25 protein-coding genes and 1 riboswitch are annotated in these 22821 nt (G+C 60.9%); of the genes, 8 read left to right on the forward strand and 17 right to left on the reverse strand.

Annotated features, from left to right (window positions below):
* Nucleotides 1–47: 47 nt before the first annotated feature.
* The 4 genes from FZZ90_RS02260 to FZZ90_RS02275 form a co-directional block, all read right to left on the reverse strand.
* The gene (locus tag FZZ90_RS02260; protein WP_226424439.1) at nucleotides 48–596 is read right to left on the reverse strand and encodes a Crp/Fnr family transcriptional regulator; all 549 of its coding nucleotides are present in this window, start codon (nucleotides 594–596) and stop codon (nucleotides 48–50) included.
* A gap of 320 nt (nucleotides 597–916) precedes the next feature.
* The gene (locus FZZ90_RS02265; RefSeq protein ID WP_226424141.1) at nucleotides 917–2482 is read right to left on the reverse strand and encodes an iron uptake porin; all 1566 of its coding nucleotides are present in this window, start codon (nucleotides 2480–2482) and stop codon (nucleotides 917–919) included.
* A gap of 78 nt (nucleotides 2483–2560) precedes the next feature.
* The gene (locus FZZ90_RS02270) at nucleotides 2561–3193 is read right to left on the reverse strand and encodes a HupE/UreJ family protein (RefSeq protein WP_226424142.1); all 633 of its coding nucleotides are present in this window, start codon (nucleotides 3191–3193) and stop codon (nucleotides 2561–2563) included.
* A 7-nt stretch (nucleotides 3194–3200) separates the two neighbouring features.
* A riboswitch (cobalamin riboswitch) is annotated at nucleotides 3201–3350 on the reverse strand.
* A 111-nt stretch (nucleotides 3351–3461) separates the two neighbouring features.
* Complete coding sequence (locus FZZ90_RS02275; RefSeq protein WP_370631011.1) at nucleotides 3462–3803, reverse strand: c-type cytochrome; 342 nt, start codon at nucleotides 3801–3803, stop codon at nucleotides 3462–3464.
* 165 nt (nucleotides 3804–3968) lie between these two features.
* Between FZZ90_RS02275 and FZZ90_RS02280 the strand changes: the two genes are divergently transcribed.
* Nucleotides 3969–4418 carry a hypothetical protein gene (locus FZZ90_RS02280; RefSeq protein WP_226424143.1) on the forward strand — a complete coding sequence of 150 codons (450 nt, stop codon included), beginning with the start codon at nucleotides 3969–3971 and terminating at the stop codon, nucleotides 4416–4418.
* Nucleotides 4419–4427: 9 nt separating this feature from the next.
* Here the strand turns inward: FZZ90_RS02280 and FZZ90_RS02285 are convergent, their stop codons facing one another.
* The 4 genes from FZZ90_RS02285 to FZZ90_RS02300 all read right to left on the reverse strand — a co-directional run bounded on the left by FZZ90_RS02285 (nucleotide 4428) and on the right by FZZ90_RS02300 (nucleotide 6092).
* The gene (locus tag FZZ90_RS02285) at nucleotides 4428–4661 is read right to left on the reverse strand and encodes a hypothetical protein (RefSeq protein ID WP_226424144.1); all 234 of its coding nucleotides are present in this window, start codon (nucleotides 4659–4661) and stop codon (nucleotides 4428–4430) included.
* Nucleotides 4658–4966: a hypothetical protein gene (locus FZZ90_RS02290; protein ID WP_226399374.1), complete on the reverse strand. Its 309-nt coding sequence runs from the start codon at nucleotides 4964–4966 to the stop codon at nucleotides 4658–4660. The genes FZZ90_RS02285 and FZZ90_RS02290 overlap by 4 nt, the downstream gene beginning before the upstream one ends.
* 34 nt (nucleotides 4967–5000) lie before the next feature.
* Entirely contained in the window at nucleotides 5001–5705 is a 705-nt protein-coding gene (locus tag FZZ90_RS02295; protein ID WP_226424145.1) for a 16S rRNA (uracil(1498)-N(3))-methyltransferase, read from the reverse strand.
* A gap of 81 nt (nucleotides 5706–5786) precedes the next feature.
* On the reverse strand, nucleotides 5787–6092 hold the full coding sequence (locus FZZ90_RS02300; RefSeq protein WP_226424146.1) for a hypothetical protein: 306 nt from the start codon (nucleotides 6090–6092) through the stop codon (nucleotides 5787–5789).
* Between the two features lie 110 nt (nucleotides 6093–6202).
* Here FZZ90_RS02300 and FZZ90_RS02305 point away from each other — a divergent pair, with 110 nt between their 5' ends.
* Nucleotides 6203–6706: an HdeD family acid-resistance protein gene (locus FZZ90_RS02305; protein WP_226424147.1), complete on the forward strand. Its 504-nt coding sequence runs from the start codon at nucleotides 6203–6205 to the stop codon at nucleotides 6704–6706.
* An 80-nt stretch (nucleotides 6707–6786) separates the two neighbouring features.
* Here the strand turns inward: FZZ90_RS02305 and FZZ90_RS02310 are convergent, their stop codons facing one another.
* The 3 genes from FZZ90_RS02310 to FZZ90_RS02320 are packed head-to-tail and all read right to left on the reverse strand — an operon-like array spanning nucleotide 6787 to nucleotide 11277.
* Complete coding sequence (locus tag FZZ90_RS02310; RefSeq protein ID WP_226424148.1) at nucleotides 6787–7071, reverse strand: hypothetical protein; 285 nt, start codon at nucleotides 7069–7071, stop codon at nucleotides 6787–6789.
* Between the two features lie 24 nt (nucleotides 7072–7095).
* Nucleotides 7096–10731 carry a hydantoinase B/oxoprolinase family protein gene (locus tag FZZ90_RS02315; protein WP_226424149.1) on the reverse strand — a complete coding sequence of 1212 codons (3636 nt, stop codon included), beginning with the start codon at nucleotides 10729–10731 and terminating at the stop codon, nucleotides 7096–7098.
* Nucleotides 10732–10773: 42 nt separating this feature from the next.
* Nucleotides 10774–11277 (reverse strand): hypothetical protein, encoded by a 504-nt coding sequence (locus tag FZZ90_RS02320; protein WP_226424150.1) that lies wholly within the window; start codon nucleotides 11275–11277, stop codon nucleotides 10774–10776.
* Between the two features lie 137 nt (nucleotides 11278–11414).
* Between FZZ90_RS02320 and FZZ90_RS02325 the strand changes: the two genes are divergently transcribed.
* The 3 genes from FZZ90_RS02325 to FZZ90_RS02335 are packed head-to-tail and all read left to right on the forward strand — an operon-like array spanning nucleotide 11415 to nucleotide 14357.
* Nucleotides 11415–12371, forward strand: coding sequence for a permease (locus FZZ90_RS02325; protein ID WP_226424151.1), 957 nt, complete (start codon nucleotides 11415–11417; stop codon nucleotides 12369–12371).
* A gap of 13 nt (nucleotides 12372–12384) precedes the next feature.
* The gene (locus tag FZZ90_RS02330; protein ID WP_226424152.1) at nucleotides 12385–13038 is read left to right on the forward strand and encodes a TIGR03943 family protein; all 654 of its coding nucleotides are present in this window, start codon (nucleotides 12385–12387) and stop codon (nucleotides 13036–13038) included.
* Nucleotides 13035–14357 (forward strand): hypothetical protein, encoded by a 1323-nt coding sequence (locus tag FZZ90_RS02335; protein WP_226424153.1) that lies wholly within the window; start codon nucleotides 13035–13037, stop codon nucleotides 14355–14357. Before FZZ90_RS02330 ends, FZZ90_RS02335 begins: the two co-directional genes overlap by 4 nt.
* Nucleotides 14358–14420: 63 nt before the next feature.
* Here the strand turns inward: FZZ90_RS02335 and FZZ90_RS02340 are convergent, their stop codons facing one another.
* Nucleotides 14421–15488 carry a hypothetical protein gene (locus FZZ90_RS02340; protein ID WP_226424441.1) on the reverse strand — a complete coding sequence of 356 codons (1068 nt, stop codon included), beginning with the start codon at nucleotides 15486–15488 and terminating at the stop codon, nucleotides 14421–14423.
* A 52-nt stretch (nucleotides 15489–15540) separates the two neighbouring features.
* Nucleotides 15541–16458, reverse strand: a complete 918-nt coding sequence (locus tag FZZ90_RS02345; protein ID WP_226424154.1) for a metal ABC transporter substrate-binding protein — start codon at nucleotides 16456–16458, stop codon at nucleotides 15541–15543.
* 105 nt (nucleotides 16459–16563) lie between these two features.
* On the opposite strand from FZZ90_RS02345, the gene FZZ90_RS02350 reads away from it, so the two are divergent.
* Both FZZ90_RS02350 and FZZ90_RS02355 read left to right on the forward strand, forming a co-directional pair.
* Complete coding sequence (locus FZZ90_RS02350) at nucleotides 16564–17253, forward strand: metal ABC transporter ATP-binding protein (protein WP_226424155.1); 690 nt, start codon at nucleotides 16564–16566, stop codon at nucleotides 17251–17253.
* On the forward strand, nucleotides 17246–18040 hold the full coding sequence (locus FZZ90_RS02355) for a metal ABC transporter permease (RefSeq protein ID WP_226424156.1): 795 nt from the start codon (nucleotides 17246–17248) through the stop codon (nucleotides 18038–18040). Before FZZ90_RS02350 ends, FZZ90_RS02355 begins: the two co-directional genes overlap by 8 nt.
* A 195-nt stretch (nucleotides 18041–18235) precedes the next feature.
* Here the strand turns inward: FZZ90_RS02355 and FZZ90_RS02360 are convergent, their stop codons facing one another.
* The 3 genes from FZZ90_RS02360 to FZZ90_RS02370 all read right to left on the reverse strand — a co-directional run bounded on the left by FZZ90_RS02360 (nucleotide 18236) and on the right by FZZ90_RS02370 (nucleotide 21256).
* Nucleotides 18236–18469, reverse strand: coding sequence for a hypothetical protein (locus FZZ90_RS02360; RefSeq protein WP_226424157.1), 234 nt, complete (start codon nucleotides 18467–18469; stop codon nucleotides 18236–18238).
* Between the two features lie 541 nt (nucleotides 18470–19010).
* A complete protein-coding gene (locus FZZ90_RS02365; RefSeq protein ID WP_370631021.1) occupies nucleotides 19011–20114 on the reverse strand; it encodes a glycoside hydrolase family 10 protein in 1104 nt (367 codons plus the stop codon).
* Nucleotides 20115–20260: 146 nt separating this feature from the next.
* On the reverse strand, nucleotides 20261–21256 hold the full coding sequence (locus tag FZZ90_RS02370; protein ID WP_226424159.1) for a ribose-phosphate pyrophosphokinase: 996 nt from the start codon (nucleotides 21254–21256) through the stop codon (nucleotides 20261–20263).
* A gap of 56 nt (nucleotides 21257–21312) precedes the next feature.
* On the opposite strand from FZZ90_RS02370, the gene FZZ90_RS02375 reads away from it, so the two are divergent.
* Nucleotides 21313–21813, forward strand: coding sequence for a hypothetical protein (locus tag FZZ90_RS02375; protein ID WP_226424160.1), 501 nt, complete (start codon nucleotides 21313–21315; stop codon nucleotides 21811–21813).
* On the opposite strand, the gene FZZ90_RS02380 is transcribed toward FZZ90_RS02375, so the two are convergent.
* Nucleotides 21810–22742, reverse strand: a complete 933-nt coding sequence (locus FZZ90_RS02380; protein WP_226424161.1) for an LCP family protein — start codon at nucleotides 22740–22742, stop codon at nucleotides 21810–21812. The genes FZZ90_RS02375 and FZZ90_RS02380 overlap by 4 nt on opposite strands.
* Between the last annotated feature and the right edge of the window lie 79 nt (nucleotides 22743–22821).

Raw genomic sequence — 22821 nt, forward strand, 5'->3', positions numbered from 1 at the left:
AACTTCCCTGCAAAGGTCACCAAGTAAACCGAGAGAGTTCACGACCTTCAGAACTGGAGTGGTGAAGAATTGATAAGCTCAGGTGAAATCCGCATGGTGACATCCCCAGGTGCCATAGCCACCAGATCCGCTTGGCGCCATTTGGAGAGGAGACGTGTTGTGGTTACCCGTGTAGCACCAATCAGCTCACCAAAGCGATCATGAGTGAGACGAAAAGGAAGCTGATAACAATCGCTGCAACGGACGCCTAGACGATTCACCAAAAGAGCCAAAAGAGCATGAAGACGCTGCTCGGCCTGACCGAGATGGCGGACTCGCAGCAGCTGGAGCGTCCATTCATTCACCGCATCAAGGCCCAGCTCGTCGGTTGAGACAGCATCACGCCGAAATTTCAAAGCGGTGAGCGCCTCGATGCAAACGCCTTCGCTGCAAAGACGATCGGTGCGCAAACGATCACCCGACTGCAGAAACGCCAGAGTCATTCCTTCCGTTTCTTCGCAGGGGCAGTACACGCGGCACACCCCTTCAATCACTTCAAGAACAGAGGCTTGATCACGCCCTGCCGGATCAATCAGCACCGTCTGTAGACGGGGCATGCTCAACGGAGCTGTCGGATTGTCCGGCAGGAAGCGGTAAGCGGACGCGGTCACGGGCTATCGCGATTGAGAATTACTCGCAACAGTACAGATCTCTTGTCGATATTGCAAGTCATTCTCAATAAGCCCTCCAAATTGAGATCTTTTCTCAACTGCAGCCAACACCTGCTCGTTGACGTGCAGCAGCAGGGCGCGGAGCAACTGGGCATCCCCTTGAATCCGAAGCATGGGCGAGGTGACGGGCTGCCACCACGTTCAACGGGGCCTTCAACAACAGGTGGATCCGTTGCAACCGCGCGACGTCTCTATTGATTCACAGCTCAGAAAACAAATGTCGTTTTGATCAAACCGCCCAGTTGCCGGAAGGTTGAACCGTCCGGTGTGAGCTCACCCATCGGTCGCGACAGATAGAACAGCGCCGGGGTGACACTGATGTTGTCGGTGACCTGGAACTGGTACCACCACTCCCAGATGAACTGGCCATCAGCAGGGGTGTCGCCACCTCGCAGATCGGTCGCAAAAACAGGCTGGCCCACAGCCATTCCGGCGTTGTTCCCCGCCATCAACACATCGTTCCACTGCAGCCCAGCCCTCCAGGACTGACTGGTCCTCACCTGGCCCTTGCGCTGGGTGTCGGATTGATTGATGCCCCAACCGAGCGACAGCGAAGGAAGCCAGCCGCTCTCCAATGGCTGCCAGAAACCCCCAAGGGCATAGGCGTGGGTCACGCCCCGATCACTGAAGCGATCCCTGACGAAGGGCGTGGCGTACACGATCAGGTCTTGACCGTTCTGAACCTTGGAATAGAGGGCAGCAACGCCCCAGTTGTCACCCTCCCAACCCAGCTGCAGCGTGCCGGTGCCCCCCGCCTCGTCGGTGGCGAAACCACCGGAGCGGGTGTCGCTTGAGGCACCATTGGCCGCCACATAGTTGGCCGACGCGCGGGCTCCGCTTTCCGCGGCCCAGCTGATGCCCACGCCCGCACCTTTGTTTTTGTTGTAGGCCCCCGGAGCTCCATTCACCGTGAGCACATCGAGAATCGGATCACTGGGATAGACGCTCGGCCAGATCGCGAGCATGTCTTCCTGGCCAACAACCGGGCCAGTGGTGATGGTGATCTCATCCCCCAACGGGAAGGAATAGAAGAGTTTGTCGATTGCCACCAGATTGGGGCGATCACCCTCCTGAAACGCAGTTTCCAGAGTGGCGAGGCCAGAGGGCCCTCCACTGCCGAAGACGTTTCCGTCTCCGTCGAAGTTGCCGCCACGCAACACCGTGGTCAATTGATCCTTGCCGGTGAAGGAGGTCTCCAACCCCAGCTGAAGGTCGTAATTGAACGTGGTGCCGCCCAACGCTTCATTGCTCTCCGAACGCAACCGGGATGCGGAGCCCTTGAAGCGGCTGGCTCCGAACACCCAGGTGGCTTGGCCCTTGAGTTTGGTGGTGGTGGAGAACTGGGTTGCTTCCAGTTCGCCAACGCGGGCCTCGAGGCCGTCAACGCGACCCTTGAGGATGGCCAGCTCGGTTTCGAATTCCTTGAGCAGACGACGCAGCTCGTCGGTCACTTCAGTGATCCGGTCGAGGCAGGCGTTCAGCAGGGCAGCCGCTTCGTAGCGGGTCATGGCCCGGTTGCCACGGAAGGTGCCGTTGGGGTAACCGGCGACGCAGCCGTAGGTCTCCACCAGGTTGGCCAGAGCCTGATAGGCCCAGTCGGTGGGGTAGACGTCGGAGAATTGGGTGACGCTGGTGACCTGATCAAGGCTGTTGCCACTGGATGTGGCCGCGTAATCAGAAACGCCGTTGATGTTCAACTCGGCGGCATTAGCGCCGGTGGCCAGAAGGCCAAGGGCAGCAGGAGCCATCAGCAGTTGCCGAACAAGCGTCATGGGTCATGGGCGATGTGCCCATGACGCAACATCCCTCTCTTGGCGTCAAGCCATTTGGGCAGGACGCAACAAGGGGTTTCAGTCGATCAGAGCCACCCAGGCAAAGGCCATGCCGATGCCCATCCAGATGCCTGCACCAAGCCGTTGCCCCTGAGAGCCGAGGCGCTCAACCAGAGACTTGGACCAGTTGCTCACCACCAGCAGCAGCGCGCCTTGACCAATCAGCAGGCCCAGGAAATAGGTGAACAGCGGGGTGGGTTCTGCTCCAACGATGGTGCTGCCCAGCAGAAAACCATGCAGGGCCACCAGCGGCAGCAACCAACGGGTGGAGGCCACGGTGAGAGCCATCAAACCCTCCACCACAAGGCTGAGGGAGACCATGGCCTCCGCCCAGGGAGCCACGGCATCCGGCAGGGGGATGAACTGCGACAGAACACTGCCGCCCAGGCCTGCAGCCAGCAGAGGAATCACCCAGGCGCGGGGACGTTGCAGGCCGATGAAGGCGATGGCCAGCAGAAACAGGAGATGGTCAGGACCCAGCAGCGGATGACCAACGCCACTGAGCAATCCCTGCAGGGGGGTGAGGGCAGCGCTGTCGCCCATGCCAAAGGGGTGGTGGGCGAACGCCGGACTGGCCAGGAGAAGAACCGCCAGAAGCGAAGGGCCGGCGATCTGCAGCGGCCTGCGCAGGGCCAGTGGCAAAGAATTCAAAAGTCGATCCTCGTCGGTTTGATCTGGCGGGCGTTCTGACTGACGTGGGCGGAGAGCCGACGTTTCACAGCTGCGGGACAGCGGCAGATTTTCACTGCTCTTTCCCCGTTTCCTTCAGCGGCTGTTCCCCGCTGAAACCAGCACCCCACCCTACCGGCGCCACCACAGAGCGTCAGTTCCACATCAAAAAGCCCCTGACCGGTGCACCAGCCAGGGGACGGTTGGAGAGCGTTGGGCTCAGATTTGCGATGTGGTCAAGACAGTTGAATCAAGACCAGCCTTTGACCGATTGGGATTCGACGTAAGCAGCAACATCAGCAATATCTGCATCGCTCAGTTTTGGGCCGAAAGCAGGCATACCGTTCTTGCCATTGGTCACCTGATACGCAATGGCTTCTTCATGGCCGTCGTTGTAGTTGGCGAGATACGCCTTGAGATCGTCCTGTTGGAGCGTGCGCTGACCGTTCACAACGTTGCCGCCTCCGATGTGGCAGGCCGCGCAATTGGACGAGAACACCTGCTCACCATGGGCCACATCTGCAGCGGAAACCATGGAAGGCGCAAACAACGCGATCAAAGCGGCAAGCGCGAGAGAAAGAAGGTGACGCATGGATAGGTGTTTTGACCCACGAAGCTTGGTCTTGAAGCCCCAGCAATCGATTCAAAGCACATGATTCTTCAGTTGTCTTTAGGGAAAGAAAAAGACAGGCTCTGCAGAATGGGCACAACGCATCACGGGGCATAACCAACAGTGAGATCACTCCTGATTGCCCTGATGGCAGTGGTTGTGGTGTTCCTTCATGGGACCCCGGCTTCAGCCTGTGTGGAAGGTTTGGCTTGGGGAATGCCGCTGGAGCAGGTGGATGCCCATCTGGGGCCAGTTCAATCGACCGGAGATCGGGCTCAGGAGCGATTTGAAGCCCACGACGTGCTGTTGGACCGGTTGCCGGTCTCCCGGGTCACCTTTGAATTGAGCCAGACCCAGGGCCTGAAATCGCTGGCCTACGAGTTCGCCATCGACGACATGACAGAGGTGCTGGCCGGATTGCGGGCCCGTCACGGCTCACCGCTCAGCACGAGCATTGAAGAGGCAGACAGCAGCGATCAGATCTGGGTCTGGAACACCGGGGAAGACCTGATCACGGCCGTCAAACGCAAGGCCAAGGACGAGCAGAAATTCCTGCTCTCCTATCGCCCCAGTCGCCTGCATCCGCAGACGCTGTAGCGAGTCGGCTTACTCGGCCAGGTCGGCTGCATGGAAGTTCCAAGAGTCACCGTCTTCCAGCCAAAGCTCCCAGGCCAGGCGGCGGCCGCTGCGTTGCAGTCGCAGCTGGCCGCCAAAACCCGCCGGAGAGGGCTGATAGAGCTCGGTGATGTCATCAACAGGGGCTCCATCGCGGGTGAAGACCTGCTCCACCTGCTCACCAAGCCGGGCCGTCAGGTCGCTGCGCAGCTCATCAACCGTCACGCCTGCTGGCTCGAGAAATCGAGGACAAGATCGCCGACGTCATCACGACTGATCCGAAACCCGAAGCCATCAACGGTTCCGGTCCACAGGCCTGCATCAAGATCCGCCTCGATTCCCTCCAGCTGCTCCACCTTGTGATCGAAGAGCAGGCCGAAGCAATGGGCGGCGACCTGCGCGGCCTGGGACGCATCCATTTCATCCAGTTCGTGGGCTTCCACCGGACACCCATCGAGCAGTTCGGCATCGATGACGTTGCCGGACCCGACGTCCTCCACAAGAGCTTGCAATCCAGCCAGATCGTTCATTGCCGTCGCCGTTGAAGCAACACACGCATCACCATCATCCCTGGGCCAGCGCGGTGGTGAGGGCCGTGTCCACGCTCAAGGTGCGCGATCCCAGATGCACAGGCTGCGCGATCACCGCCTGAGCCAACTCCAGTTCAAACGGCACAAAACCACCCTCCGACCCCACCATCACCACGGCAGCCCCCGGTGGGGTGTCGCGTAACGGAAGAGAGGCCCCCATCTGGGCCATCCAGCAGGGGCGTCCGGCACAAAGCTCCTTGAGCTGGTCTTCAACAAAGGGGCGAAAGCGCCTGTGCTGATGCACCCGGGGCGCCACCGTGTCGCTGGCGCGCTCCATCCCAGCAAGCAGGGCATCGTGAATCTTCTCGGGTGCAAGCAAAGGCGACTGCCAATAGCTCTTTTCAACCCGGGCACTGTTGATCAGATGCAGGTTGGCCACCCCGTATTCGGCCACAGTGCGGAACAGGCGGCGCAGCACCTTGGGCCTCGGCAGGGCCAGAACAATGTCGAACCGATGGCGGGGCGGCGGTGGCTTGTTGAGGTCCACCTCCAGCACCACTGCATCTGCATCCAGCGCACAGATTCGGCCCTGGCCCAGATCGCCATTCAGCTCACCAACCCGGATGCTGTCGCCCACTGCGGCCCGAAGCACCGAACGGATGTGATCCGCCCGCCGATCCACAAGACGAACATTCCGTTCATCCAGCCAATCCGAACGGTTGAGGACAACGATGTTCATGGCTGGATCTCTGGGATCAACAGCACGCCGCCACCAATGGATCCGTCAGTTCAGCACAACAATTTCCCAGGCCCAAAATCTTCAGCAGTGTTCGAACACCCCTGGGATCAACTCCCGCTCGCGGCGCGACTGAAACGCAGCGTCGGCAGCACGCAGCGCCGCGGGATCATCCTGGAACCAGCAGCCATAGAGAAGATTCAGGATCCGATCAACATCGAGATCACGATCAGCCACGTCCTGCCAAAGGCGTTGGCTTAATTCGGCATCAGCCAGCTGAAATTGAGCCTGCGCCAGGCGTCGGGCTGCGTCGAAATGGTCCTGTTGCAACTGCCGCGACGGTGAGTCGTACTGAAGCAACCGTCCCTGGATTGTTTGAAGCAAACCCATGCCATCAGCTTTGCTGCATTCAGATTGAATCCGCAGATGCCGATCGACAATGGGTCGTCATGCTGATTCTAAAAAAACGGGCCTAAATTCGATTTAGATGGCTTGCCGTTATGTCCCCTGAGCTTCAGAGGCAAGTTGCAGCAGCCCTGCTGATTTTGGGTGCCGTGGCTGCGATCCTTCTGCCGTTCATTTCGGCGACGCTGCTCACCCTTGCCCTTGGTGGAATTGCCTTCTCCGCAGGGGTGAGTCAACTGCTGCGGCTCGGCCAAGACCAGGCCAGCGGCAAGTTGTTCCGTCTGCTTTCCGCCCTGCTTTACATCGGTGGGGCACTGTTCATCCTGATTGACCCCATCGAAGGAGAAATCAGCCTGACCCTCTTCGCCGGGGTTGTGGTGTTGGTGGAGGGGATTATGGAACTGGCGGCGGGGGCAAGTTCAAAAGCGCCGATGGCCGGGCTTGTGCTGCTCGATGGCTTGCTCTCGGCAGGCATCGGCCTGCTCTTGGTGCTCGAGTGGCCCAGTGACAGCGTCTGGGCTCTGGGAACACTCTTCGGCATCACCCTGTTCTCATCAGCCCTGAAACTTCTGCAAAAGCCCAGTGGAGCAATGATCTGAATCAGGCTTTTGATCTCCGCAACAGGGAAACTTGAACCTTGGAGTCAGGTTGATCCAAACCAAACAACGGTCAAAGAGCCTTAACAGTCTTCGAATCCCAACAGGATCCTGTCTTGCAAGGCAGCGTGATTGAGGCCCGGACGATGTAACTGCAGGGCCGGAAGAAGATCGAGCACAAGGTTGTTGGCCCGGCGGGATTCAACGCAAACGCCAACACGATCCCCCATAGACCGCGCCAGACGGATCTGATCCATCACCAGCTGCAACTGGAACACCTGCTGATCGAGGCTTTTGGCATGGGCAGCACCGCTGAGGCTGCAGCCCAGCAGCACTCCGAACCACCAACCCTGTGATCGCATCGGCATCACACCACCAGAAGGCATCCCCCCTCAACGTCCCATGCCGCCTCCCCCTGGGGTAAGCATGCGGATGGCCTCACCCGCCTGGAGCTCCAGCTGCACGGCACCGGGCAGAGGGTGGGCGACACCGTCGCGGTCCAGCCGCAGGTTCTCGCCACAGGCACCACTGGCCCCACCATTGAGCCCGAACGGGGGCACCTGCCGCGAGCCACTGATCAGCGACACATTCATCGGCTCAAGGAAACGGATCGTGCGCTCCAACCCGGCGCCCCCGGGCCAACGGCCCTGACCGCCACTGCCGGAGCGCACCGCGAAGGATTCCAAGCGCACCGGATAACGGCTCTCGAGCACCTCGGGATCCGTCAGCCTCGAGTTGGTCATGTGCGACTGCAGGCCCACTGATCCGGCAAAGCCCTCACCAGCGCCGCCACCACCAGCCACCGTTTCGTAGTACTGGCAGCGGCCATTGCCGAAGCTGAAGTTGTTCATCGTTCCCTGGCCGGCAGCCTGGGCACCGAAGGCCGCAAACAACAGATTGCAGAGGGCCTGAGACACCTCGACGTTGCCGGCCACTACAGCTGCAGGGGAGCAGGGATTCAACAGACAGCCCGCCGGCACCACCAGATCGAGCGGTGCGAAACAGCCCTCGTTCAAGGGGATATCGCTGTCGAGGAGACAACGGATCACGTACAGCACGGCCGCCCGCGTCACCGCCAGAGGGGCATTGAAATTGCCCGGCCGTTGGTGCGATGTTCCGCTGAAATCCAAACGCAACCGTTGCCGTTTGGGATCAAGGCTCACCTGCACCACCAGAGAGGAGCCGTCATCGAGGGCCAACTGATGCCGGGTGTCCGTTAGGCGCAAGAGCAACCGCTGAACACTGCGGGCTGCCTCCTGCTGCAGCAGGGTCATCTGCCGTTGCACCAGGGTCTTACCCTCCCGCTCAACGAGGGATTGCAGCGCCACAATCCCAGCCTGATTGGCCGCCACCTGCGCCTGCAGATCGGCCAACAGTTCCGGAGGGTTGCGGGGCGGCGTCGCCATGCCGCTCCACACCGCTTCCAAATCACCGGCGAGAACCCGGCCCTGACGCACGAACAGCTGGTTGCGGAGCAGCAGGCCCTCATCGGTAATGGTGCGACTGAAGGACGGCATCGACCCGGGAGCGATGCCACCCACATCGGCGTGATGGCCACGGCTGGCCACAAAGAAGCTGGGTTGATCCCCGTTGCAGAACACCGGCGAGATGGCGGTGATGTCGGGCAAGTGGGTTCCGCCATGGAAAGGATCGTTGCTGAGCAGCGTGTCGCCGGGCTGCAGCGGTGCGACATCACCGGTCGCCACCTGGGCCAGCAGGTCGCGAACGCTGTCGCCCATCGATCCAAGGTGCACCGGAATGTGGGGGGCATTGGCCACCAGAGCACCCGTGGCATCGAACAACGCACAGGAAAAATCCAGACGCTCGCGGATGTTCACGGAGCGACTGCTTTGCCGCAGCTGTTCCCCCATCTGTTCAGCGATCGCCATGAAGCGGTGGCGAAACAGTTCCGCCTGCAACGGGTCGTGGCCATCGGCCTGTGCCAGCACCGGTGATCCGTCTGCGGGATACGAGCGCTCCAGCAACAGCGTGCCCCCCTCCGCCACCCGGGCCTGCCAGCCTGGCTCCAGCACCGTGCAGCCAGTGGCTTCGGCGATCAAGGCCGGGCCTTCAATCCGCTGATTCAGCGGCAGAGCACTGCGGTTCAGCAACGGAGCCTGCGTCCAGCCGCTCAGCTCCAGGTGCATCGACACCTGCGGGGATGTCTCCACCCCTGGTCTTGGTTCGGCCATCTCAGCTGTGGCTGTGGCATCGAACTGTTGGGGTGCTGTGACCTCAACATTGAGCTGTTCGACGATTAGGGCCTGATCGGCATCAATGCAGTAGCCGTAGCGTTGCTGATGGCTCGCCTGGAAAGCCGAGATCACGGCATCAACGCCTTGCTCGGCGTACCAGGTGAGCACCAGGGTCTGCTCGGCAGAGGGATAACGCAGGGCCAGGTTGACCCAGACCTCTGGCTCCCCCGCATCGGCATCAGCGCGATCCCCCTGGCGACTCAAGGTCTCCTGCGCTTCACCCATCAGCCGCTCCACCTGATCCGGCAGGGCCGCCAACAGATCAGAGGAAAGGGCAACGCCGAGATGCACCTGCCGCCGGCAGCGCTGGCGGGCCTGACCCATACCGAAGGCGGAGAGAACACCGGCCATGGGATGCAACAGCACTGTGCTCAGACCCAGTTCATCCGCCAGGCGACAGGCGTGCTGACCACCAGCGCCTCCGTAGGCCACCAACACCCCGCCGCGAATGTCCTCACCGCGATGCAGCGACACCCTGCGGATCGCAGCGGCCATGGTTTCCACCGCCAGTTGCAACGCCCCAGATGCCACCCGCTCCGAGGTCTGCCCCAGCGCTGCCGCGAGCTCCGCGAAGTGATGCCGCACCACCTCCACATCCGGTGGCAGATCCCCGGACGGGCCGAACACCGCCGGGAAGCGGTCCACCTGAAGCCTCCCCAGCAGCAGGTTGGCGTCGGTGATGGTGAGCGGTCCGCCGGCGCGATAACAGGCCGGGCCCGGTTGGGCTCCAGCGGAGCGGGGCCCAACCCGCAGCCGCTCCCCTTGTAGCTCCAGCACCGATCCACCTCCGGCCGCCACGGTTTCAATCGGGAGACGTGGGGCCAGCAACTGCAAGCCGGCGATCTCGGTCTGTTCTTTCACTTGCCGCAAGGCCTGCGCATCGGCAGAAGCCACGCAGAACACATCTGTGGACGTGCCCCCCATGTCGAAGCCCAGCACCGGCACTCCGTCAAAGCCGGCCATCCGTGCCGCGGCGATCGCCCCGACCATCCCGGCCGCCGGCCCCGAAAGGATGGTGTCTTTGGCCTTCAGCTTGTCTGGAGCCTGCAACGCTCCGCTGGAGGTCATCACCCGCAGTGGTGTGGCGGCGCCCAACGCCCCTTGCACCTGCTGCAGGTAGCCATCCAGCACCGGATGCACCGCCCCCTCCACCAACGCCGTCTGCCCCCGCGGCACCAGGCGGGGCATCACGCTCACCTGGTGGGAACAAACCACGGTGCGAAAGCCAAGCTCCCGCAGCAATGCGGCGCAGCGCTGCTCATGGACTGGGTTGCGTTGGGCATGCAGTAACGCCACCACGGCGACGTCCAGGCCGGAACGGCGCAACTCCTCAAGACGCCGCCGCAAAAGTTGATCCAGCACCAGGGGCTCCACCTCCTCACCCCGGGCATCGAGTCGACCGGCCAGCTCCAGCACCGTTTGCGCCAGGAAGGGGCGCTGGGGCTGCTCAAGCGCGAACAAATCGTCGCGATGTTGATCGCCGATCCAAAGCTGATCCCTCAGCCCGGCATTGGTGAGCAACAGCAACGATGCACCAGCCCCCTCCAGCAGCGCATTGGTGGCCACGGTGGTGCCGAGGCGCACGTCGTCGACATCCCCCAAATCCACGGGCGGTGAAGCCGACGTCAACATCGCTTCCATGGCCGACACCGCAGGGTCTGCGGCACCGGCCTGCTCCGAGAGCACCTTGCGCACGTGCAGCTGGCCTTCTGGATCGCGACCGATCAGATCGGTGAAGGTGCCACCGCGATCAATCCAGAAGCACCACCCCATCGCAAGGCGACTGACAACTGGAATCCACCTTGCCGCGCCGACTCAACGACGGGCTACGGCGTACTGATCCCTCCACAGAATCGCCTCCAGAGGGACCACATCCCAGGGCTGAGGAAGCTGAAGGCCAGCATGAACCGCACGGTGCCGGTGCTCACTGATCCAAAGCAGAGAGCCCACAACCCAGTTGGGGAGGTTGGCCAGGAGCCGAGCCTCGAACTCCTGGTCCGTCTCGTGCTCGTCGTAAAGCAGCACCGTCATCACCTCGCGGTCATCCATGGTCCAGCGGACCAGCCAGGTGAGCAGTGGCTCAGGGATCAGCGACTCCCGAAGATCGAAATTTTCCTGAATGGCATGCACCATCTCGTGGCGCAGCACCCGTTCAAGGTCCTGATCAGCACGATGAACGTTGGCATGACAAAGCTCAATCAGATTCGTGCCAGTGATGTAGCCACCCATTAGGCCCGGTTGATCACGGCAGTCACGGGGACTTTCGACAACACTCACACCGGACAGCGCGAGAAAGACAGATAAACCGAGGTCCCACATCCTGCACCTCCTTAAACATCCCTTAAGGATCCAAGCACTGATCTCGCGCGTCTCAACATCTGCTCAACAAAGCGTCTCCTGTCTTTCCTTTCAGGACACAACCTGAGAACGTTGAGTAGCAACTGCCGCCCGAACGCTTGGACAAGCTCGCCACGGCCTGGGCGATCTTTCAGGGGTTGCTGCTGGAAGCCGTTCCGTTTCTGCTGCTCGGCGTTGCCATCGCAGGGCTGGCCCGATGGGCGGTGCCCCCGGGTGCCTGGATCGAACGGCTCCCCAAGAACCCTGTGCTGGCTCCGATCATCGGGGCCCTGATGGGTTTTGCCCTCCCGGCCTGCGAATGCGGCAACGTTCCCGTCGCCCGCCGTCTGCTGGCCAGCGGGGCACCGATGGGCACGGCCTTCGGCTTTCTGTTTGCAGCCCCGGTGCTGAATCCCATCGTGCTGGCCAGCACCTGGGCCGCGTTTCCTGATCAGCCCTGGCTGCTGGTGGCCCGGCCATTGGGGGCCTTTCTGCTGGCGATCCTGCTGAGTCTGTTGCTGGTGCAACTGCCCGAGACGCAGCTCCTGGCAACCGCACTTCTGGAGGAACGCCGCATGAGCCAACCCCTCAGCAATCTGGGGCTGCTCCAGCGCAGCAGTGGTGTGATCGGCGGATCACCCAGCCCCCCCCGATCCATGAGCGGCCGGCGCCTCCAGGCCTGGCAGGTGCTGGACCAGAGCTGCCGCGAATTTCTCGATCTTTTGGCACTACTGGTGCTGGGTTGCGTGATTGCGGCCCTGGTGCAGACCTGGCTGCCACGCAGTTGGCTGTTGGCCGTGGGGGGCGCGCCGACGGCATCGATCCTGGCCTTGATGCTGCTGGCGGTGGTGGTGTCGGTCTGCTCCAGCGTGGATGCCTTTCTTGCCCTGGGGTTTGCGGCTCAGATCACCCCAGGAGCCCTGCTGGCCTTCCTCTTGCTGGGCCCCGTTGTGGATCTCAAACTCGCAGGCCTGTTCACCGTGCTGATGCGGCCAAAGGCGATCCTGATCACGGCGATCAGTGCCAGTCTTGGGGTGCTGCTGATCGGTCAGTGGATCAACCTGTGGCTGCTGTGAGGGGCCGGTTGTGTTGAAGCGCGGAACCCTGCTGCTGCTCTGGGGCCTGACGCTGTTGTGGAGCTTCCACAGCGGTCGGCTCGATCTGCTGCTGCGGGGGGTCTTCCATGGCCTGGTGGGGGTCACCGGCCTGATCTTGCTGATGCTGGGCGTGGCCCTTCTGCTGAAAAAAGAGAAGCAAAACGAACGCTGGCGCTTGCCTTGGCTGCTCAGCGGCGTGATGGCTGCGCTGGTGCTGATCCTTCCGCCGAGTCCCTCCTTCAGCGATCTGGCCAGCAACCGCCCCCAGGGCCTGCCCGATCCACCGGAGTTGGCCTTCGTTCTGCCCCCCGAACAACGCAGCCTCACGGAATGGGTGCGCTTGCTGCGCAGCCAGCCCGACCCGGATCTTGTGGCGGGCAATCCTGTGCGCATCAGCGGTTTTGTCTGGAGGCAGCCCGAGGGCCCACCGCTGATCGCCAGGCTCACGGTGCGCTGTTGCCTGGCTGACGCCACGCCCGCTGGTCTGGCGGTGGAATGGCCGGAGTCGTTCACACCAAAAACCAACCAGTGGTTGGCCATCGAGGGAACGATGAGCGTGCAAACCCGAAGCGAACGGCGCCTCCCCGTCGTGATTCCCCAAAACATCACGCTGATTGCGAGGCCCGAGCGGCCCCTGGAACCATGACGCGGCGGCCCTTGCTGCTGATGCTCATGGCCTGTGCTGCGGTTCTGGCGCAGCAACAGCTGCTCTTGCGACAGCCTCCCCGGCTGCTGCGCCTGGTGCCGCAACAGGTGCAAAGCGGCAGCGCAGCTCTGGATCTGCAGTTCAGTCGCCCGATGAATCGGCCCCGTGTCAACGAGGCCACCCGAATCACTCCAACCGTGCCCCATCAATGGCTGGGGGAGACGACACCGCTGCGGATGGTGATCGATGCGGAGGTCGTGCTCACGGCTCCGCTCGAGCTATCGATCGCAGGGGCGGACCAACGCGGCCTGCCGCTGGGAGAACAGCAATGGTGGTGGGACCCGAGACCCTGGCTGATCGCGACGCGGCCTGTTCCGGGAGGCGAGCAGGTTCAACTGCAGACGCGATCGGGAGAGTGGATGCCGATCAGTCGGGTCTGGCCCGCCATCCCCAGCGTCGTCCCCCTTGGGAATGGCCGGGGTATTGCGCTGGTGGGACGCGATCAGAACGGCACCGAACAGGTGTGGTGGGACCAGCTAAAGCCCCGCAGCACGGCCAACCGTCTGGCGGCCTTGGGGCCGCCGACGCTCAGCCGCACGGAACCGCTGTTGAAAGGGGAGGTGCTCTTCGCCCATCTCAGCAGCAATCTCAATGGCGATCTGCTGGTGCAGAGCGGTGGGTTCCAGCCGGGCAGCGACCAAGCCCTGTTGCTGCAGGCCGATGGCAAACGGAAGGCTCTGGCACTGAAACCCTCCGGGCCGATGCAGTTGCTGCCGGCTGGAGGGGGCGTAGTGATGCCCACCTATGACGGTCTGAGCCTTCGGCCCCTGCAAGCAACCGAGCAAAAGCCGCAGATGCTGCCGGGGAGCCGGGAGCTGGGGGCCTTCTGCGGTGCCTCAGGACGGGCCGTGCTGGTCCGGCACTGGCCGGATTACAGGCGCTCGATTGAGCTGGTGGTTCCAGGGCAAGCGCCGAAGCAACTGCACCTCGGTGATCAAGCGGTGCTGGGGGTGGCCTGCGACAACCGCGGCAAACGGATCTGGGCTGTTCTGGGGCGATGGGAACAGCAACGGGGCAATCACGAACTGGTGCTGATCAGCGACGCGGGAGAGGTGACACAACGCATGGCCATGGAGCCATGGACGCTCAAGGCGGGCAGCCCCATCCAGTGGAACCCGGTGACGAACCAGCTGTTGATGACGCTGACGCGACCGAACCAAAGCCATGCCCGTGCCGGCCTGATCGATAGCGACAGCTTGAAGCTCATCAAGGTGATCAACACGCCCATCAGCGAAGCCCAGTGGCTGCATGCAGGCTGAGCAATAAAAAAAGAGGGCAAAACTGCCCTCCTGATCAAACAAATTTCAACCGACTGTTCAGACTTAGAAGGTGAATGTCACGCCAGTGCCGACATGGTGCTGCCAGCCTTCACCCCAGCCCGGCGCATCTTCCCAGCTGTAGGTCTGCTGCCAGTGGACAAACAGCGTTGCATCACCGACGGGAACCGAAAGTTCGATTTCACCAGCCAAGTCTGTGCGCGGATCCAATCCTGCGTAGCTGCCGGGGACATAGAAACGAGGGCCAGCCTCAATCATCAAGGAGATTTCATCACCGCCGAATGTGAATCCCAAGCCCACACGAGGATCGGTGTAGTTGCCCACATACATTCCATCAGACTCCCAACCCTGACGGTGATCAACTGATAGGTAAACACCATTCACCAGATCCTCGATACCATCGCCGAGGGCAAAGTTCACATCTCCATCACCAAGAGCCCAAGTCACTTTTGCCCCAAGCTCATTCTTCAAGCCCTGAATATCCTCACCTTGATCCTTAGTGACGTAATAAGGATTCCAAGAAAGAGCAATGCTTAAGCGGTCATTGGGTGCATAACGGGCCTGAAGAAAGCCCTTGATATCGGTACGTTTGAAGTCGGTGTCATGGCTGTGGTCATGACCATGATCATGACCTTCGTGATCATCATGATCGTCTTCGTGATCATCGTGATCCTCTTCATGGTCATCATGATCTTCTTCATGGTCGTCATGATCTTCTTCATGGTCATCATGATCTTCTTCATGGTCATCGTCGTGATCTTCTTCATGGTCATCGTCGTGATCATCGATATGAACCTTGCCGTAAAAGTGTTCAGCCTCTCCCCAAACCAAAGCAGGCCCAATGGCAGCTTCGATCGCGAAAGAGCCGCCATTATCGAGGCCCCACTCAAAAACGCCACCAAACATGCCATCAATGGCGTAATGCTTGGGATCTCCCTCAAGGTTGATGTCAAAACCACCATGCCCTTCGATGGTGATGATGGGAGTGAAGTCGAATTCACCGGCCTCAAGAGACTCTCCACCACCACCATGGGAGCCATGGGCCTCGGCAGGTGACATCGAGGCGAACGGGCTCAACAGAAGAGCCAGAAGAGCAAGACGTGAACGGAACATGAGACGAGAAGAGATGGAAGAGAAAAAGATCAGAGAGGAAAGCGGCGTTATGTCACCGGATCGATGACCACTGCGCATTCAATGCATTGGCTCCAGCGGTGTCGCAGGAACCGCCTTGGCCATTGACGATCGTGCAGACGTTGAGGGTCGCCGTCGAAACAGCATTGCGACCGGCAGCAATGCCTTCCCCGTAGAGCGGTGTTGCCGCAATAGGCAAGCCGGTGCTCTTGCTGATGCGCCTCAGAGTTTTGTTCGGGGTAGCCGCAGGGGAAAAGATGGTTTTGGCACCAGAAGCCTTCACCTCTTGGGTGATTCTTTTGAGACTGGAGGGCCGCAACACGCCACCGGTGGTGTGGCTGTCCAACATCGCGATCTCAACCAGTCCAAAGCGATCCGCAAGATGGCTGTAGGTCTTGTGATCGGTCACCATGACCCTCTGCGCTGAGGGCAAAGAACCAAACTGATTGGCCTCCCAGCTCTGCAGAGCCTGAAAGACAGCCACAGCCTGGGCGGTGCGTTGCTGCAAGGCCGCACGATCACTGGCCGGCAGAACGGGGGCCAGAGAGCGGGAGATGACCCGCACCATCGCAGCGGAATTGGCCGGATCATGCCAAACGTGGGGGTCGCTGCCTTCGTAGGACGGCAGGGCGACTTCACCGACGGCCACTACTGCTCCCGGTGAGTTGAGTTTTTTGGCGGAAGGAGTCAGTCCGAAACCGATGTGCAGAACCAGATCACTCTTGGCGATCTGGCTGCGATCACTGGGCTTCAAGCGATAGGAATGGGGGTCACCACCAGGAGGGATCAGGCACGTGACCGAGGCGGCACCGGCAGCCAGGGTCTTGGTGAGATCGCACAGCGTGCCATCGACGGCCACCACCACAGGTTGAGCCGCATGGGCCGGAACAACTGCAGCTCCAATGGCCAGAGCAAGACTGACCCCCGCCGATCGAGCCAAAACAGGACGCATGGACGGCCCAGTGAGAATGATTATCATTTTGCCCAGTGCCTGATCCCTCGCCAACATGGGGTGTGCAAAACATCAAGAGGCCCAAGTCCGGCCAGCGAAGAGTTGATGAGCCATTCGTCGTGCGTGCTGAGCACAACAGAGCTGTGCTTCAGCTACGGAGGTCGCAACACCGTCGACCGCGTCAACCTGCAACTCCAAGCAGGAACACTGACGGCGCTGGTGGGGCCCAACGGAGCCGGCAAGTCAACGCTGTTGCATCTGATCGAAGGGCGATTGAAACCCAGCCAAGGAACGGTCAACACCAGCAAGCCAATCGGCCTAATGCCTCAACGGGCAGCCATTGATTGGTCGTTTCCGATCACCGCCCGCGACATGGTGCAGCTGGGGACGCCCAAAAAAGGCGAAGCCGCTGCAGCGGACCACTGCGAAAAGCTGCTGGAACGCGTCGGCATGGGAGCCATGGGATCACGACGCCTCAACCAGCTCTCCGGCGGACAGCAACAACGCGTCCTGCTGGCCAGAGGATTAATGCAGCAAACCGACATCCTGCTGCTGGACGAACCCTGCAGCGCCATCGATCCGCCGACGCGAGACCATCTACTCAAGGTGATGCGGGATCAGGCGGAAGCCGGTCAGACGCTGCTGGTTAGCAGCCACGATTGGGGCAGCGCCCTCGACAGTTACGACCAGGTTGTTGTGATGGACGGCCAAATCCTGGCCAACGGATCACCCAACACGGTTCGAGAAAAACTGAGCGACCTGACTTGCATGATGGGGAGCCACTGCTGTGGTTGAACCCGACATCTGGTGGCTTCTGCCTCTGACGATCTCGCTGTTGATCGGAGCCATCTGTCCAGCAACTGGAGCGTTGCTGATCACCCAACGCCGGGTGCTGCTGGCCAACCTGATGGCCCATTCCGTTCTGCCCGGTTTGGTGATCGCTCTGGCGATCGGCATCGACCCAAGCATCGGCGGCCTGATCAGTGGCCTGCTGGGCGCCCTTGTGGCTGAACGCTTGAACCGACGCTTCAAGGGCAGGGAAGAGGGCGCAATGAACACCGTTCTGGCCGGCTTCACCGCCCTGGGCGTGCTGTTGGTGCCCCTGCTGGAGGCACGGGTGGACCTGGAGACAATTCTGTTCGGCGATCTACTGGCTGCCACCACAACAGATCTGCTGCGGACAACCATCTCAGCCGGTGCCCTGTTGGCGATGTTGCTGTGGGGCTACCGAGACCTGGTGTTCGTTGGCATCGACCCCGAGGGAGCAGCCATTGCCAAACGACCGGTTCTCTTGATTCGGCTGATCTGCAGCCTGATCACTGCCCTCGTGGTGATCAGCGCCATCACTGCCGTGGGCGTAATTCTGGTGATCGGCCTGCTTTGCGCTCCGGTGCTGATGCACGTGGAGCGCAGCCGAAGCCTGAAAGAGCTCATGCTGCGCAGCGCGAGCACCGGGCTGCTTCTGTGTGGCGGCGGGATGATGCTGGCGATTGCTGTTGACCTACCCCCGGGTCCACTGATCGGAACGCTGTGCTTGGCACTTCTGTTCACCTACAAAGCCAATACCGCAGAGCAAAAGTGATTGAGAGACCTGATTTATGGCTTTTGCTTTAAGAACATCTGATCAAGGCGACGCCTCATTCTCCGCATCAATGTGCGCTCTTGCTCTAGGCGGTAGGTACGCCGAAAGCCCAGGAACAAAACTGTTGATGTCGACGCCATCCCCACGCTGAACAGGGCGATCAAGCTTGCGTCGCTCATGGCTCCATACACTCCGCTACTGAACAACGGCCAACCAACCACCAGCCAGGGCTGCAATCAATCCGCAGGCGAGTACTTGGAGAACAAATTGACCTGAATCCTTCTTATCCCAACGGTCAATGGACTTCGATGCCGTAACAAACGGTTCTTTGTTCCTGATTAGCTTATCGATGTATTTCTCGACAAACTGATCATCGAGGTCGAGCCTGCGAAGCTTGGAGCGAATCTGGTTGAGTTCAAACTGATTCATCATTCATAAATCCCAAAGCTTCACGGCTATTGAACTCCGAAGAGCTGTTCCAAAAAATCAATGCGGAACACATCAATTACGAGCCAAAAGAGTCAAGCAAAAATTACACAATAAACATCGTAGCGAGATTGCAGTTTTAACGCGGATCATCTTGGGGAAAACAGCTCACTGCAGCCAAGTGAATCGATCGAAACTTGATTGATTAATAGCAAGTTCACCAAAATCACTAAAAACCTTTAGCACTCTTGCGTCCCTTCGGTTGCATCACTTCTATCGTCCTTGGCCTTGTCTTACTGGAATACCAAATGCGTTGCGCTTCGTCGTAGCTCTCAACATCCTTGAACGACCCATCACACAACCACACGCGGTAGTGGTGACGGTCATAGGGTTCGGAACTGGTTTCGGTGAACTGTTTCATGCAGCTAAATAGGACTTCGGAGCATCGCTTTTCAGAGAGTCAAGAAATTATTTTATCGAAGGAAATTTTTGATCGCAGTCGACCTCGACCCGAACAACGCTCATGTCAAGCAGGATCTGCTGTTCAGTCAGATCCAAGTCTGGTGAATGCCGCGCGACGAGGATCTCGATACCGCTCCGCCACATGCTTGCCCCATAGCCCTTCCCAGTAGAAGAAGATCACGCCATGACCGCGCTGGCGGGCCAGGCGGACTTTTTGCTCCAGAACGGCCATCGAGGTGGTGCGTTTGCCGAATCCCGCCAACACGCCAATCTGCGAAGGGATGCCCCAGCTGCGGGCTTTGCGCAGCGCCGGCTGATCCAAGTCCTTGGCGAATCCTCGAACGGAATAGGCATAGTTCTGCACCACCAACTCTTCGATCAGCCCGCCCAAAGCCCAGAGCTCCCAGTCCTGCAGCCAGAGGTTGTAGGCCGAACGGAAGGGACCTGGAGAAAGGCTAATTCTGGTGGAGAGGCGCTCCTGCTTGAGACGTTGCCGCAACTCACGCAAGAGAGAGGTGAGTTGATTACGGCGCCATTTCATCCACTGTCGATTGCTGTGATCCCTTGGGGGGGCCACTCCCATCTCCTTCTGGTACAGCGCCACGGTGGTGGGGTCATAACCGAACTGAACCGGCCAGGCGAAGTGATCGTCCAGTTGCAGACCGTCCATTGGACAGCGCTTCAAGGTTTCCACCACCAACCCGATGAAGCGGGCACGAACCTCCGGATGGGCCGGATTGAGCCAGGCCATTCGATGGTTGCCGTGCATCTTCATCCAACGCTGGCCATTGGCTTTGGCCAAGACCCAGCTGGGGTTATCGCGCACAACGGATGAATCGGCCGGCTCCATCAGGCCGTACTCAAACCAGGGCATCACCTTGATGCCGCGGCGCCGACCTTCTGCGGCAAGGGTGCAGATGGGGTCAAGACCGATCCCAGCCTTCTGCAGCGGTGGCTCCACTGGAGCGAAGCGGCTGCGATGAAACGTGGTGCCTCTGCTCCAGACGTTGGGCACCACGCGATTGAACCCCGCATCCTGCAGCTGCTGCATCGCAGCGCTGATGCGCTTCCGGTCGTAATAGAGCGGACTGGGGCTGTTGGTCAGCCACACCCCCATGGTGCTGCGGTTGCGGAGCAGACGATCCAATCGAGACTCGGCCATCAGAGGGGCCGGAAGCCCCGCCATCAGGCTGGCCAGAGCAACACCAACTAGAGGCCTCCACCGCTGAACCAACGCCGTTGAAGCACCGGGCCTCAAGGATGGCTTGGATTAACCGTGATCAAGCCGAACCAAGCCCGCTCATTCAACAGTCCATGGTCCCAAGGCAACGATCAGCGGAACATCGAGCTCACGGAGCTCTCTTCATGGATGCGCCAAATGGCTTCCCCCAGCATGTTGGCCACGGAGAGCACCTTCAGCTGAGGGAAGACCCGATCCTGCGGGATTGGAATGCTGTTGGTCACCACCACCTGCTCAAACAGCCCCTCGGAGGACAGACGTTCGCTGGCGGGGGGAGAGAAAACGGCATGGGTGGCGCAGGCCAGAACCCGTTTGGCCCCTTGCTCCCGCAGCAACCGTGCACCCGCACAGATCGTGCCGCCGGTGTCGATCATGTCGTCGATCAGGATCGCCGTCCGCCCCGTCACATCACCAATCACCGTGAGGCTTTCGGCCATGTTGTGACCGGTGCGGCGCTTGTCGATGATGGCCAGAGGAGCATCGTTCATCTGCTTGGCAAACGCCCGGGCCCGCGCCACACCCCCCACGTCCGGAGACACCACCACCACATCTCCAAGGTCCTGCGTCGAGAGGTAGTCCACCAGCACGGGAGATCCGTAGATGTGATCGCAGGGGATATCGAAGTAGCCCTGAATCTGGGCGGAGTGCAGGTCCATCGCCAGCACGCGGTCAACACCGGATTTCACCAGCAGGTTGGCCGTGAGTTTGGCGGTGATGGATTCACGACCGGCGGTCTTGCGATCCGCTCTGGCGTAGCCGTAATAGGGCACCACAGCGGTGATCTGCCGTGCGGAGGCCCGTCTGCAGGCATCCACCATGATCAGCAGCTCCATCAGGTGGTCGTTCACCGGCGCGCAGGTGGGCTGGATCAGGAACACATCACAACCCCGGATCGACTCCTGGATCTGCACATAGAGCTCACCGTCCGCAAAACGCTTGCAGACGCGGGGACCATCAGGCACCCCGAGATAGGCGGAGATCTCCTTGGCCAGAGCAGGGTTCGAAGTGCCGCTGAAAAGACGCAGGCGGCGGCTGTCAGGGGCCAACTGCTCCTGATCGGAACGGGCTGCTGTCAGGAAACTGGTCACGGCGCCCGCGGAACGAATTCTGCTGTAATCCGATGGTAGAGGTGAGCAGTGCCCCCATGTCCACAGGTTTCCCACTGTTGGTGGGTGCGGGCCCCCTTCCAGAACTCAAAATGCGTCAGGCCTGCGAAGCCCTGGCCCGGGCTTGCCGATGCCCTCTCTCCACAGTGGCCAGTGGTGCATCACCCGCTGAAATCCTGCAGACCAACCCGGCGGCCACAGGGCTGGTGCGGCTCAGCGGTGACGCAGCCAGAACGTCCGCAAAGGGTGATGCCAGCTGGCTGCAGGCGCTTGCAGACTGGCGCCAACCGGTGCTGCTGTTAACCAGTGCAGAACCCGACGGCGCCATCCCTGGTGCAGCCGCGGCCTACGCCGCCCTCTGCCGGGAACTGCAAGTGCCGCTGCTCGGTCTCGTGCAGCTCCAAGGGCGCTGGAACGGCCCAGCGCGGCGCCGGGACGGTCTCAGCTGGCTGGGCTGGATTCCCGATGAGAAGCATCCGGATCAGGCCGAATGCGTCGACGCCCTGGCCCTGAGACTGCAGCTGCGGAACCCCGCTTAAGGCTGGGGCCAGAGGGGACGGCGGGCACCGGCTTTGATCTGGCGCAAAGTCTGCTCACCGGCCCTGTCGGCCAAGGGAAGGCGGCTGATCCGTGCAGGTTCAGGGCTCGCAATGATCGCCGCGGCCAGGCTCAGCTGTTCCGAACGACTGAGGTTGGTCTCAACCTCGGTGTTCAGTTGGTTCACCAAGACAGGAATCACCGCGATGCCACTGGGGTCCTTGACCTGTTCGATCAGCCCCTCCACCAGGATGTCCTGGCGCTGGCGACGCTGGGAGACAGCCTTGGGGTCGGGCAGGTGGCGCACCAGCTGTTCCGCCTGGGCGCCATTGAGACGCTGTCGCCCGGCCTGGAGCAGGACGGTGTAGCCCTGCGTCTTGTCCTGGCGCTTGTAGGAGTCGCTCAACACCACCTCTACCTCGCCCAGTCCATCCACAAGGCGGCGTAGGGCGGCTCTGGGCATCAGCACATAGCGCTTGGGATCACCCTCCTGGAGGCCAACAATGTCGCGGATGACATCGCTGAGAAGGCCGACGCCACCCCGTCGCCACAACTGGGCAAGGCTGCCCGGATCCTTCTCGTCAGGAAGCTGAACCCCGAGCTCCGTGGGGATCTGGAGCACCTGAAGCGGCTCCTGAGCCGCAATGCGAAGCAACAGCAGCGCATCAGCATTGGCAGGCCCTTTGGGTGCAGCCTGATTGGAGGCCGCGCCCAGCCGATCCGCATCAACACCAATCACCAACACCGTGACGGGGACCTCGGGGAAGGGGGCCAGAGTTTCAGGTTGATCCCCACTCAGCGGAGCGCTCGCGGCAACACGATCGGGTTCAGGCCAAAGCGTCGCCAGCAACCACCCGGTGACACCAATTCCCAGCACGGCGGAACCGACACGCAGCGCACCGCGAACTCGGGGTGGCGAGAACCAGTTCATTTCGCTGGACCAACCGCAATGGCGCTTAGTTTCGCCCAGATCTCCAGTTCCTAGCCTGGACCCCGTGAAGCCGTCATCG

Origin of the sequence: Synechococcus sp. MU1617 (genome assembly GCF_020514235.1) — a bacterium.
Lineage (GTDB): Bacteria > Cyanobacteriota > Cyanobacteriia > PCC-6307 > Cyanobiaceae > Parasynechococcus.

Bases quoted from the DNA above. Each gene is read 5' to 3' on its own strand.
- FZZ90_RS02260 (WP_226424439.1), bottom strand. From the start codon at position 596: ATGCCCCGTCTACAGACGGTGCTGATTGATCCGGCAGGGCGTGATCAA.
- FZZ90_RS02265 (WP_226424141.1), bottom strand. From the start codon at position 2,482: ATGACGCTTGTTCGGCAACTGCTGATGGCTCCTGCTGCCCTTGGCCTT.
- FZZ90_RS02275 (WP_370631011.1), bottom strand. From the start codon at position 3,803: ATGCGTCACCTTCTTTCTCTCGCGCTTGCCGCTTTGATCGCGTTGTTT.
- FZZ90_RS02280 (WP_226424143.1), top strand. From the start codon at position 3,969: ATGGCAGTGGTTGTGGTGTTCCTTCATGGGACCCCGGCTTCAGCCTGT.
- FZZ90_RS02290 (WP_226399374.1), bottom strand. From the start codon at position 4,966: ATGAACGATCTGGCTGGATTGCAAGCTCTTGTGGAGGACGTCGGGTCC.
- FZZ90_RS02295 (WP_226424145.1), bottom strand. From the start codon at position 5,705: ATGAACATCGTTGTCCTCAACCGTTCGGATTGGCTGGATGAACGGAAT.
- FZZ90_RS02300 (WP_226424146.1), bottom strand. From the start codon at position 6,092: ATGGGTTTGCTTCAAACAATCCAGGGACGGTTGCTTCAGTACGACTCA.
- FZZ90_RS02305 (WP_226424147.1), top strand. From the start codon at position 6,203: ATGTCCCCTGAGCTTCAGAGGCAAGTTGCAGCAGCCCTGCTGATTTTG.
- FZZ90_RS02310 (WP_226424148.1), bottom strand. From the start codon at position 7,071: ATGCCGATGCGATCACAGGGTTGGTGGTTCGGAGTGCTGCTGGGCTGC.
- FZZ90_RS02315 (WP_226424149.1), bottom strand. From the start codon at position 10,731: ATGGGGTGGTGCTTCTGGATTGATCGCGGTGGCACCTTCACCGATCTG.
- FZZ90_RS02320 (WP_226424150.1), bottom strand. From the start codon at position 11,277: ATGTGGGACCTCGGTTTATCTGTCTTTCTCGCGCTGTCCGGTGTGAGT.
- FZZ90_RS02335 (WP_226424153.1), top strand. From the start codon at position 13,035: ATGACGCGGCGGCCCTTGCTGCTGATGCTCATGGCCTGTGCTGCGGTT.
- FZZ90_RS02340 (WP_226424441.1), bottom strand. From the start codon at position 15,488: ATGTTCCGTTCACGTCTTGCTCTTCTGGCTCTTCTGTTGAGCCCGTTC.
- FZZ90_RS02345 (WP_226424154.1), bottom strand. From the start codon at position 16,458: ATGCGTCCTGTTTTGGCTCGATCGGCGGGGGTCAGTCTTGCTCTGGCC.
- FZZ90_RS02350 (WP_226424155.1), top strand. From the start codon at position 16,564: ATGAGCCATTCGTCGTGCGTGCTGAGCACAACAGAGCTGTGCTTCAGC.
- FZZ90_RS02360 (WP_226424157.1), bottom strand. From the start codon at position 18,469: ATGAATCAGTTTGAACTCAACCAGATTCGCTCCAAGCTTCGCAGGCTC.
- FZZ90_RS02365 (WP_370631021.1), bottom strand. From the start codon at position 20,114: ATGGCGGGGCTTCCGGCCCCTCTGATGGCCGAGTCTCGATTGGATCGT.
- FZZ90_RS02375 (WP_226424160.1), top strand. From the start codon at position 21,313: ATGTCCACAGGTTTCCCACTGTTGGTGGGTGCGGGCCCCCTTCCAGAA.
- FZZ90_RS02380 (WP_226424161.1), bottom strand. From the start codon at position 22,742: ATGAACTGGTTCTCGCCACCCCGAGTTCGCGGTGCGCTGCGTGTCGGT.